Source organism: Brevundimonas sp. UBA4553 (assembly GCF_002387245.1).
Classification (GTDB): domain Bacteria; phylum Pseudomonadota; class Alphaproteobacteria; order Caulobacterales; family Caulobacteraceae; genus Brevundimonas.
In genome coordinates this window covers 52,954-63,363 of record NZ_DGLD01000011.1, presented here as the reverse complement: position 1 = coordinate 63,363, position 10,410 = coordinate 52,954, and the positions used below count along the sequence as shown (strand labels likewise).

The window sequence follows — 10,410 nt, the reverse complement described above, 5'->3', positions numbered from 1 at the left end:
ATTTGGTGGAGCCGAGGGGAGTCGAACCCCTGACCTCGTCATTGCGAACGACGCGCTCTACCAACTGAGCTACGGCCCCGACCGACAGGCAGGGGCGGAGATAAGCGGGGCGTCGGGGGGGTGTCAACGGGTCGCGGAGGAATCCTTGGCGTTCGGCGACGGCGCCGCTAGAAGCGTACCAGTTTCAAGGGAATTTCCGCATGGGCATCGGCGTCGGCGTCATCGGCTTCATCTTCTTTCTGATTGGGGCGCTGCTGCAGCTGCTGCTGTTCGCCATCATCGCCAATGCGATCCTGAGCTGGCTGTTCGCCTTCGACGTCATCAACTACCGCAACCGCTTCGTCGCTCAGGTGGCCGAGTTCCTGGACCGGTTCACCAGCCCCGTGCTGGCGCCGCTGCGCCGGATCATCCCGCCACTGGGCGGCATGGACCTGACGCCGATCGTGGCTCTGCTGATCATCCAGGGCGTGCAGGCCTATCTGCTGCCGCCGCTGCACGTCGCGGCCCTGGGCCTCGTCGGCGCCTACTGAGGCGTCCGGCGAGGCGGCAAGCGTTGAGGCGCGGACACGGCCGTCAGGAATCTTAATCGCGCCTCATTCCGCCCCTTGCGCGCGGCGGGCGGGCTCCTAAGGTGCCCGCGATTGGTCCCTTCGGGGCCGCAGATTGCGCGTATTCATGACCACGATCAGGACAGTCGCCATTATCGGCGCCGGGCAAATGGGTTCGGGCATCGCTCAGGCGGTGGCGGCCGGCGGCTATGACGTGCGGCTGTTTGACCTCTCGGCCGAGCGGATCCCGCTGGCTCAGGGGGAAATTGCAGCCAGTCTGGCGCGTCGCGCCGCGCGCGGCCTGACCACCCCGGCCGAGGCGGACGCCGCTCTCGCCCGCATACAGCCTGTCGCCACCCTGGCGGAGGCGGCCCAGGCCGACCTGATCATCGAGGCCGCGTCCGAGGATGAAGCGGTCAAGAAGTCCGTCTTTGTCGACCTGTTGCCGCATTTGGGGCCGGACACCCTGCTGGCCTCCAACACCTCGTCGATTTCGATCACCCGTCTGGCCTCGGTCAGCGACCGGCCCGACCGCTTCATCGGCCTGCACTTCATGAAGCCGGCGCCGACGATGAAGTTGGTCGAGATCGTGCGCGGCATCGCCACCTCGGCCGCCACCTATGAGGCCGCCGTCGCCTTCGCCGAGAGCCTGGGCAAGATCACCACCGAGTCCGAGGACTTCCCCGCCTTCATCGTCAATCGCATCCTGGTGCCGATGATGAACGAGGCGATCTATGTCCTGTACGAAGGCGTCGGCAACGTCGCCTCGATCGACAAGGCGCTCAAGCTGGGCGCCAACCACCCGATGGGGCCGCTTGAATTGGCCGACTTCATGGGGCTGGACGTGGTTCTGGCCATCATGAACGTGCTCTACGACGGCCTGGCCGACAGCAAGTACCGCCCCTGCCCGCTGCTGGTGAAGTATGTCGAGGCCGGCTGGCTGGGCAAGAAGAGCGGCCGCGGCTTCTATGACTATTCCGGCGCCGCGCCGGTCCCGACCCGCTGATGCTGCGTCTGGACCGGATCGAGGACCTGCCGGGCCTCAGGCGTGTCGCGCCCCGCCCATCGACGCAGCGGTTCGTGCTAGCGGCCCTGGCCGCCGCCGCCTGGCCCCCGCTGATCATCACCCTGATCAAATGGCCGCCCGAGAACTGGGCCTCGGGCGTCGATACCGACTGGCGGCTGGTGCTGCTGGTGTTGGGCCTGATCGCCGCCCCCGTGGGCCTTTGGCTGCTGCGCCAGACCCATGCCCGGGTCGGACGCCCCTCCACCCGTCTGGGCGTGGTCTGTCGCTTCATGGTCTTCGGCGGCCTGCTGGCGGCCGCCGTCCAGACCCTGATCGCCGTGGTCATGTCCCTGCTGTCCGTCATCGCCTCGCAAAGCCTGGTCCAGGGTCTTGGGGCGCTGGAAACAACCCTGCTGATCTTCGGCGTCGCCGGCCTGCCGCTGGCGGTGCTGGTGGGGGTCAGCTACGCTCTGTGGGCCGGTCTGTGCGTGGCCTTCATCGCCTTCACGCCCGCGCCCGTGGTCAAGAACCGCATGGGCCTGATGCCGAACGGTCCTGCCTGACCTTACCGCGATTTAAGGTGTCCCCGCCGCGCGCAGCCCGCATGACCGGTCGGCTCGCTGGGGAAGGACCGACGCCATGACTGATCAGACCGTTCCATCGAATGGGCCGCTGCCAGTGGCCGCCGGCGCCCGTATCCAGACCCTGGATGTCCTGCGCGGCGTGGCCGTGCTGGGCATCTTGGCGGTCAACGCCGCCGCCTTCGCCCTGCCGATGGCCGTCGAGTTCGCACCGGAGCAATCGCCCTTCCCCCTGATCGGCGCCAACGCCGTCGCTCACTGGGTGGGCGAGGTCTTCTTCCATCAGAAATTCGTCACCCTGTTTTCCATGCTATTCGGCGTGTCGATCTTCCTCGTCGGCGGTCAACGCGGAGACGAGGCGCGCGGGCGGGTGCTGCGCCGCCGCCTGATGTGGCTGGCCCTGTTCGGCGTGATCCACGGCGCAGCCTTCTGGTACGGCGACATCCTGTTGCTCTACGCCTGGTCCGGCCTGTTCATGATGCTGATGCGGTCGATGCCGGCCCGACCGCTGATCCAGTTCGGCCTCGGCGCCACGCTGGTCCTGGCCACGGGGCAGGCCGCATTGATGCTTATGACGGCCTGGACACCCGAAGCCATGAACGACAGCTCCATGGGGGTCGCGGAGAACGCCGTCGCCGCCAGCATCGCCGCCTATCGCAGCGGTTGGCCGGCCGGTCTGATCGAGAACCTGAAGGCCTGGGGACTGCTTCAGGCCATGAGCCTGTTCGGCTATGTCTTCGCCACTGTCTCGCTGATGATGCTGGGCCTGGGCCTGTTCAAGGCGGGCTTCTTCCACGGCCGTCTGCCCACCCGGATCTACCTGATCCTGATCGCGACCGGCGCCGCCCTCCTGGCGCTGCTGGGCGTGCTTGAGTGGTTGGAGATCATGGCTGGTCCGGGCGTCCAGGCCACCAAGGGCTGGGCCGATGCGATCGCCTCCTTTCCGATCTTTGTCACCCTGGCCTACGCCAGCGGGCTGATCCTGCTGACCTCGCGCGGGGTCGGCTGGGTGCGCCGTGTCTTTGCGCCGGTCGGCCAGATGGCCTTCACCAACTACCTGACCCAGACCCTGATCATGTCGAGCCTCTTCTACATGCCTTGGGGGCCGCGACTGATGGGACAGGTCGACTATCCGGGCCAGTGGGCCATCGTCGTCGCCGTCTGGGCGCTACAGTTGATCTGGTCGCCGTTGTGGCTGAGCCGCTTCCGCATTGGGCCGCTGGAATGGCTGTGGCGCCGCCTCAGCTATGGCCACGACCTGCCGTTGCGCCGTCAGACCTGACCCCTAAGCCGGACGGCAAGTTGCAGCCGGTCCGCCGATGGCTTAATCGCGCGGCATGACCGACGAAGCCCCTATCCGCCCCGAAGCCCGCGCCCCCGAAGCTAGAGCGCCCAGGGGGTTCGCCGACCGTCGTGGCCGCGACCTGACCGCCGAGCGTCGCATCGTCGCGCGCGTGTCCGAGGTCTATGAGCGTTGGGGCTTCGAGCCGCTGGAGACCCCGGCGTTTGAGTACGCCGACGCCCTGGGCAAGTTCCTGCCCGACGCTGACCGCCCCAACGAGGGCGTCTTCGCCATGCAGGACGACGCCGGTTCGGACGAGCCGGGCGAGTGGATGGCCCTGCGCTATGACCACACCGCGCCCCTGGCCCGCTTCGCCGCCCAGAATTGGGAGACCCTGCCAAAACCCTTCCGTCGCTACGCCTACGGCCCGGTCTGGCGCAACGAGAAGCCCGGCCCCGGCCGCTTCCGCGAGTTCTGGCAATGCGACGCCGACACCGTCGGATCCGACCGACCAGAGGCGGACGCCGAGATCATCGCCATGGGCTGCGAGGGCCTGCGCGCCGCCGGTCTCGGCGACGGCCAGTCGGTCATCCGCGTCTCCAACCGCAAGCTGTTCGACGGCCTGTTCGACGCCGGCGGCGTGACCGACGCGGTCCAGCGCCTGACCGCCCTGCGCGCCGTCGACAAGTATGACCGCCTGGGCCTGGAGGGCGTGCGCGCCCTGCTGGGCGAGGGCCGCCTGGACGAGTCCGGCGACTACACCAAGGGCGCCCGCCTGCCCTCGGCCGTGATCGGCGCGGTCGAAGCCTTCCTTGTGTCCGCCGAGACGCCGGGCCTCAGCCGTGCGGGCGTGCTGGACGCCGTGGCCAAGGCCGGCGCCTCGCTGGGCGCGGCGGGCGAAGCGGCGCTGTCCGAACTGTCCGCTATCGACCGCGCCCTGACCGCCATGCGGGTCGGCGAGGCCGAGGTGAAGTTCGACCCGACCATCGTGCGCGGGCTGGAATACTATACCGGCGCCGTTTTCGAGGCCGAGCTGCTGCTGGACACCAAGGACGACAAGGGGCGCGCCGTGCGCTTCGGCTCGATCGGCGGCGGCGGTCGTTATGACGATCTGGTGGCGCGCTTCACCGGACAGTCGGTTCCGGCCACCGGCTTCTCGTTCGGGGTGTCGCGTCTGGCCTCGGCCCTGCGCGCCGCCGGTCGCGGCGCCGACGACGCCACGCGCGGCCCGGTCGTGGTCATCGTCTTCTCCGAAGACGACATGCAGCACTACCTCGACGCCGTGTCGGAGCTGCGCGCAGCCGGGATCGCTGCTGAGCTCTATCTGGGGCGCGCCGGCATGAAGGCGCAGATGAAGTACGCCGACCGTCGCGGCTCCCCCGCCGTGGTCATCCTGGGCGGCGACGAGCTGGCCGCCGGGGAAGTCACCATCAAGGATCTCGACGCCGGTCGCGCCCGCGCCGCCGCTATCGCCGACAACGAGGCCTGGAAAGCGGAACGCCCCGGCCAGCAGAAGGTGGCTCGCAGCGAGCTGGTCGCAACGGTCCGCGCCATTATCGAATAGGCTTCGAGTAACTGGCCGACTGAATGTGTATTATCGACGTTCAGTCATGAAAGACCCTTCTTTTGGCATGGATGCGATTGACTTGCCCCCCGGGTTCGCGTCAATTGGTCTCACTCGAGAGGCGCAGCGGTCAACCGCAGCGACATCTTGGAGGCGTTTCGGGGAGGAAACGTCCGCTCCTTAGAGAGCGTGAAAGCCCGCTGCGATGTATCCCCCGCAGCGGGCTTTTTCATGCCTGAAATCGCGATATTCAGCCCACAGACAGCCACCCGCGCGCCGAACTACTCGAATGGCCTTCGATAAATTGGCGCGCTCATGAAAAAGGGCCGGAGCATCCGCTCCGGCCCTTCTCCAATTTCAGATGCGGCGCTTACCAGATGCGGACGCGGTCTTCCGGCGCGAGATAGTATTTCGAGCCCGGCTGGACGTCGAAGGCTTCGTACCATGCGTCCACGTTGCGCACCGGGCCGATCACGCGGAATTCGGCCGGGCTGTGCGGATCGGTGGCGATCTGGTTCTTCAGCGCATCCTCGCGGTACTTCGACTGCCAGACCTGGGCCCAGCCGTAGAAGAAGCGCTGATCGCCCGTCGTACCGTCGATCACCGGCGCCGGCTGCCCCTTCAGCGACAGGTGATAGGCGTCCAGGCCCACCGCCGTGCCGGCCGCGTCGCCGATGTTCTCGCCCATGGTCAGGCCGCCCTGGACGTGGAAGCCCGGCAGAGGCTCATAGCTGTCGTACTGGGCGCCCAGTCGCTTGGTCAGGCCCTCGAAATTGGCCTTGTCCTGATCGGTCCACCAGTTGCGCAACACACCATCGCCGTCGGACTTCGAGCCCTGGTCGTCGAAGCCGTGACCGATCTCGTGACCGATCACGCCGCCGATGCCGCCGTAGTTGACGGCCGGATCCGCGTTCGGATCAAAGAAGGGCGGCTGCAGGATGGCGGCCGGGAAGACGATCTCATTATTGGCCGAGTTGTAGTAGGCGTTGACCGTCTGGGGCGTCATGCCCCACTCGGCCTTGTCCACCGGTTTGTTCAGGCGGTTCAGCTGGTAGTTCCACTGGAACTGGCCCAGACGCTGGCTGTTGCCGAACAGGTCATCGGCGCGGACGTCCAGCGCGGAATAGTCGCGCCACTTGTCCGGATAGCCGATCTTGACGGTGAACTTGCGCAGCTTCTCCTGCGCCGCCGCCTTGGTCTCGGTCCCCATCCACGTCAGATTGTCGATGCGGTGCGACAGGGCGATGCGCAGATTGGCGACCAGTTCTTCCATCTTGGCCTTGGACTCGGCCGGGAAGTATTCCGCGACATAGAGACGACCAGCCGCCTCGCCCAGCGAGCCTTCAGCGAAGCTGATGGCGCGCTTCTCGCGCGAGCGCTGCTCGGGCTGGCCCGAGAGGTCGCGCGAGCGGAACTCCCACTGGGCGTCCGAGAAGCGCTTCGACAGGGTCGATGCGGCGTCGTCGGTCGTGTGGAAGGCCTGCCACGCCTGCAGGGTGTCGATCGGCGCTTCAGCGAAGATGGCGGCGATCTTGGGCATGGCCGTGTTCTGACGCACGATCAGGCGGTCGATCGACCCCAGGCCGGCGGCGTTGAAATAGCCGGTCCAGTCGAAACCAGGTGCCTCGGCGGCCAGGGTCTGGATGGTGTACTCGTTATAGGTCTTGTCGCGGTTGCGGTTTTCGATCGGGGTCCAGTGGGCCTCGGCGATCTTGGTTTCCAGCGCCACGATGGCGGCGGCGTGACCGGCCGGATCAGCCCAGCCGATATTGGTCAGCATACGGGCGACATAGGCCTGATACTTCTCCTTCTTGTCGGCGAAGCGGGCGTCCAGATAGTAGTCGCGGTTCGGCAGGCCGATGCCCGACTGGCCGGTGGTCACGGCGTAACGGGTCGGGTTCTTCTGATCGATGGTGATGCCGGTGCCGAAGAAGGACGACCCGACGCGGCCCTGGGTCTGGCCCATGTAGGCGGCGATCTTCTCGTGCGTGTCGGCGGCGCGGATGGCGGCCAGGAAGGGCTGCAGCGGCTGGGCGTCCAGCTGTTCAATGCGCGCCTCGTCGATGTAGGAACGATAGGCGTCGGCGATCTTGGCCTCATCCGAACCGGGGGCCAGGTCCGTGCGCGCGACCAGACCCTGGATCAGAGCCTTCATCCGGTTGTCGGACAGTTCGCGCAGCAGCGGGAAGGAGCCGTAGGAGGTGCGGTCCGAAGGGATCTCCAGCTTGTCGAACGCCGCGCCGTTGGCGTAGCGGAAGAAGCTGTCGCCCGGCGCCACCGAGGTGTCGCGGCCCGAGAGGTCAAAGCCCCAGGTTCCGTACTTGGGCGCATCCGTGCCGACCCAGCCGGCCGGCGCCGCACCGCCTTCAGGCGCCGAAGCGCCGTGGAACAGCTCCACCACCGTGCAGGCTTCATCCACGCAGGCGTGGTCATGACCGTCCTGCGCCATGGCGACGCTTGCAGGCAACAACAGGGCGCCGACTGCGGCCCCGATCAGCATTTTCTTCATAAGCATTCCCTCGACTAACCCGTGCTCAGGTTCGGCGCGGACCCTAATCCCGCCGTGAGCGCCGCCGCGTCTTAAAAAAAGTTCATGAAAGACGCGAGCCGTATCGCCAGATCGTGATCACCTGGTTCAAGGTGCAGCGTTACGGAGGATCCATGGATCAGGCGCACGGCGGCGAGTATCGCGACCTTGTGGTCTTTCTGGCGGCGGCCGGGGTCGTGGTGCCTCTGTTCAATCGCCTCAAGATCAGCCCCGTGTTGGGGTTTCTGGCCGCCGGCGTGCTGCTGGGCCCCGACGGCCTGGGGCGGTTCGCCCAACCGGACGGCTGGCTCGCCTGGCTGACCATCGGCGATCAGGCCCAGATCCGCCAGCTGTCGGAACTGGGCGTCGCCTTCCTTCTGTTCATGATCGGACTGGAGCTGTCGTGGGAACGGCTGAAGGCCATGCGCCGGCTGGTGTTCGGCCTGGGCATGCTCCAGGTGGCGGTCTGCGCCGTGGCCATCGCCATCGTCTTCATGGCCCTGGGTCAGCCCTTGGCGGGGGCGGCCGTGCTCGGCATGGGCCTGGCCCTGTCCTCGACCGCCGTAGTCATGCCGGTGCTGGCCGCCCAGGGACGCGTCAACAGCGAGACCGGACGCGCCACCTTTGCGGTCCTTCTGGCTCAGGATGTCGCCGTTGCGCCCATCCTGATCACCGTCACCGTCATGACCACCCTGGCCCAGAGCGGATCTGCGATCGAACCTGCGGAACTGGGCCGCGCCCTGTTCACCCTGGCCCCCGCAGCGGGCGGTCTCTTTCTGATGGTCCTGCTGGGGCGGCTGGTGCTTCGTCCCATGTTCCGCTCGGTCGCCCGCGCCCAGCACCGGGGCGAGGGCCGTGAGCTCTTCGTCGCCGCCTCCCTGCTGGTCGTGGTCGTCGCCGGCCTCGGCGCCCAGGCGGTCGGTCTGTCGATGAGCCTGGGCGCCCTCGTCGCCGGCGTCCTGCTGGCCGAGACCGAGTTCCGGCGCGAGGTCGAGGTCGCCATCGATCCGTTCAAGGGCCTGTTGCTGGGCGTCTTCTTCATCGGCGTCGGCATCGGTCTGGATCTGGACGCAGTCGCGGCCGACCCGGCGACGGTGCTGGGTCTGGCCGGAGGCCTGATCCTGCTCAAGGCCCTGATCATCTATCTTCTGGCCCGCGCCTGGGGCCTGGCCGGACGGTCGGCGATCGAAACCGCCCTTGTACTGGGGCCGGCAGGGGAGTTCGCCTTCGTCATTCTGTCTACAGGACTGGTCGAAGGTCTGGCCACGCCGGAACTGACACGAAAGGCCATGCTAGCCGCCACCCTCAGCATGTTCGCCGTGCCGCTGCTGGCGGTTTTGGCCCGGTTCCTGACCCGCCGCGTCACACCCACCGTGGACGCCGAGATCAAAGCCTTGGCGCCCGACGCCGCAGCCTTGTCGGAAGAAGCCGTGCTCATCGTCGGCTTCGGCCGCGTCGGCCGGCTGGTGGGAGAGTTGCTGGCCGAGCATGGGCAGAGGTTCATCGCCCTGGACGCTGATCCGGCATCGGTCCGCGCGGGCCGCGCCGAGGGCTTCGAGGTTTACTACGGCGACGCCGCCAGACCGGAAATGCTCAACGCCTGCGGCCTGGGATCCGCGCGGGCGCTTATCGTCACCATGGATAGTCCGACTAAAGTCGATGAGGTGGTGAGAGCGGCCCGCGCGCTGCGCCCCGAACTGATCCTGATCGCCCGCGCCCGCGACGATCGCCACGCCGCTCGCCTCTATGCCCTGGGCGTCACCGACGCCGTGCCAGAGACCACCGAAGCCAGCCTGCAGCTAGCCGAGAACACCCTGGTCGATCTGGGCGTGCCCATGGGACTGGTTCTGGCCTCGATCCACGAGCGCCGGGACGGATTTCGCAAGGTGTTTCAGGCGGCCGCGCCCGACGGCCGAGGCGCCCGCCCGACCCGCGCCTTCCGCACCGCCCGATCAGCATCCGGACCGCGCCCGACACCAACAAAATCTACGTAATAATCCTTATGTTCATTGACGTTACGGCCAAGCTTCAGCAAGATTTCGCATCGGTTCGTGACCCATTTTGGTCAATGTTCGGTGATGAAAGTTCGTCTTCCCCCCAGGGACGTCGGTTGTCGTCTTGTGCGAGGTTCACGCCGAGGCGGCGCAGACCTGGCCTGACACGGCCTTCGTTCCACCAGACCGGCGGGCGTCATGCCCTTCCCGAGCCAGAGTAATTTACGAATGCGCGACATCACCCAGCCCGCCCCCGAGACTGTCGAGACCGAGGGCCAACCCCGGATGAATCGCCGTCAGGCGGCCAAGATCCGCACCCGTCAGAAGGTGCTGGACGCCGCCCGCGCTCTCTTCGCCGAGCGCGGGTACGACGCCGCCACCATCCGCGACATCGCCAAGGGCGCCGGAATGTCGACCGGCGCGGTCTTCGCCAACTTCCAGGACAAGGCCGAACTGTTCGAGTGCGTCTTCGCCGAGGAAATGGCTGGCCTGCTGCAGGACATCCAGACCGCCGCCGGTCACGAGGGTCGCGTGGCCGACCGTCTGGCCGAGGGCCTGACCGCCGGCTACCACCGCTCGCTGGAGCACCTGCCGCTGATGCAGGCGATGATCGCCCGCTCGTGGTTCCAGCCAGCCGCCGCCGACGAGCGCTCGCGCATGTTCGTCAAGCCGATCGTCCAGGCCATCGTCGCCGTGCTGCAGGGCGGCATCCGCGACGGCGAGTTGCGTCAGGATCTGGATCAGATGGTCATGGGCCGCATGATCTGGGACGTCTTCATCGCCAACTTCCGCTACGCCGCCTACGACAACTGGGGCATTGAGGAACTGACGCCGCAAATCCGCAAGCAACTGGACCTGATCCTGTCCAGCCAGCTCGCGCGCCAATAGCCGCTAGGGGCTGACGCGGC

Annotated in this window: 8 protein-coding genes and 1 tRNA gene; 7 read left to right on the top strand and 2 right to left on the bottom strand. The window is 67.1% G+C overall.

The genetic code is table 11. The annotated features are described in order from the left end of the window. Positions 1-3: 3 nt before the first annotated feature. Positions 4-79 (bottom strand) — tRNA-Ala (locus B4A39_RS07340). A gap of 121 nt (positions 80-200) precedes the next feature. Here B4A39_RS07340 and B4A39_RS07335 point away from each other — a divergent pair. The 5 genes from B4A39_RS07335 (at position 201) to hisS (ending at position 4,981) form a co-directional block, all read left to right on the top strand. Beyond that, entirely contained in the window at positions 201-530 is a 330-nt protein-coding gene (locus tag B4A39_RS07335; RefSeq protein ID WP_292034869.1) for a YggT family protein, read from the top strand. Positions 531-675: 145 nt separating this feature from the next. After that, positions 676-1,554, top strand: a complete 879-nt coding sequence (locus B4A39_RS07330; protein WP_292034860.1) for a 3-hydroxybutyryl-CoA dehydrogenase — start codon at positions 676-678, stop codon at positions 1,552-1,554. Further along, positions 1,554-2,117 (top strand): hypothetical protein, encoded by a 564-nt coding sequence (locus B4A39_RS07325; protein WP_292034858.1) that lies wholly within the window; start codon positions 1,554-1,556, stop codon positions 2,115-2,117. Before B4A39_RS07330 ends, B4A39_RS07325 begins: the two co-directional genes overlap by 1 nt. A 76-nt stretch (positions 2,118-2,193) precedes the next feature. Next, positions 2,194-3,417 carry a DUF418 domain-containing protein gene (locus B4A39_RS07320; RefSeq protein WP_292034856.1) on the top strand — a complete coding sequence of 408 codons (1,224 nt, stop codon included), beginning with the start codon at positions 2,194-2,196 and terminating at the stop codon, positions 3,415-3,417. A 55-nt stretch (positions 3,418-3,472) separates the two neighbouring features. Next, positions 3,473-4,981 carry a histidine--tRNA ligase gene (gene hisS / locus B4A39_RS07315; protein ID WP_292034854.1) on the top strand — a complete coding sequence of 503 codons (1,509 nt, stop codon included), beginning with the start codon at positions 3,473-3,475 and terminating at the stop codon, positions 4,979-4,981. Between the two features lie 370 nt (positions 4,982-5,351). On the opposite strand, the gene B4A39_RS07310 is transcribed toward hisS, so the two are convergent. Next, on the bottom strand, positions 5,352-7,490 hold the full coding sequence (locus B4A39_RS07310) for a M13 family metallopeptidase (RefSeq protein WP_292034852.1): 2,139 nt from the start codon (positions 7,488-7,490) through the stop codon (positions 5,352-5,354). Positions 7,491-7,642: 152 nt separating this feature from the next. On the opposite strand from B4A39_RS07310, the gene B4A39_RS07305 reads away from it, so the two are divergent. Next, positions 7,643-9,502, top strand: coding sequence for a cation:proton antiporter (locus B4A39_RS07305; RefSeq protein ID WP_312217482.1), 1,860 nt, complete (start codon positions 7,643-7,645; stop codon positions 9,500-9,502). 228 nt (positions 9,503-9,730) lie between these two features. Then, positions 9,731-10,390, top strand: coding sequence for a TetR/AcrR family transcriptional regulator (locus B4A39_RS07300; RefSeq protein ID WP_292034847.1), 660 nt, complete (start codon positions 9,731-9,733; stop codon positions 10,388-10,390). Positions 10,391-10,410 lie beyond the last annotated feature (20 nt).